Source organism: Acinetobacter guerrae (assembly GCF_009372255.1).
Taxonomy (GTDB): Bacteria; Pseudomonadota; Gammaproteobacteria; order Pseudomonadales; family Moraxellaceae; genus Acinetobacter; species Acinetobacter guerrae.
In genome coordinates this window covers 1-247 of record NZ_LXGN01000030.1, presented here as the reverse complement: position 1 = coordinate 247, position 247 = coordinate 1, and the positions used below count along the sequence as shown (strand labels likewise).

The window sequence follows — 247 nt, the reverse complement described above, 5'->3', positions numbered from 1 at the left end:
AGCGTAAATCTAAGACAAAATTAGTTTCAGAATCTCTATATATAAATCAGAAAAGGAGCTTAAATATGCTCCTTTTTTTATGCAATTAAGAAAATTCGTGAAAGATCAGAGTGTCCGGCAAATCAATTCTTTCATAATTTCATTAGTCCCTGCATATATACGATTTGCTCGATTATCAATGTATGCACGAGCAATTGGATATTCCATCATATAGCCATAGCCACCATTAAGTTGTAAACAATCATCC

1 protein-coding gene is annotated in these 247 nt (G+C 32.4%); it reads right to left on the bottom strand.

What is annotated here, in order from left to right; all coding sequences use genetic code 11:
• Positions 1-105: 105 nt before the first annotated feature.
• On the bottom strand, positions 106-247 hold a 142-nt coding region (locus A7A69_RS09515; protein WP_277752921.1), incomplete at its 5' end, for an acyl-CoA dehydrogenase family protein.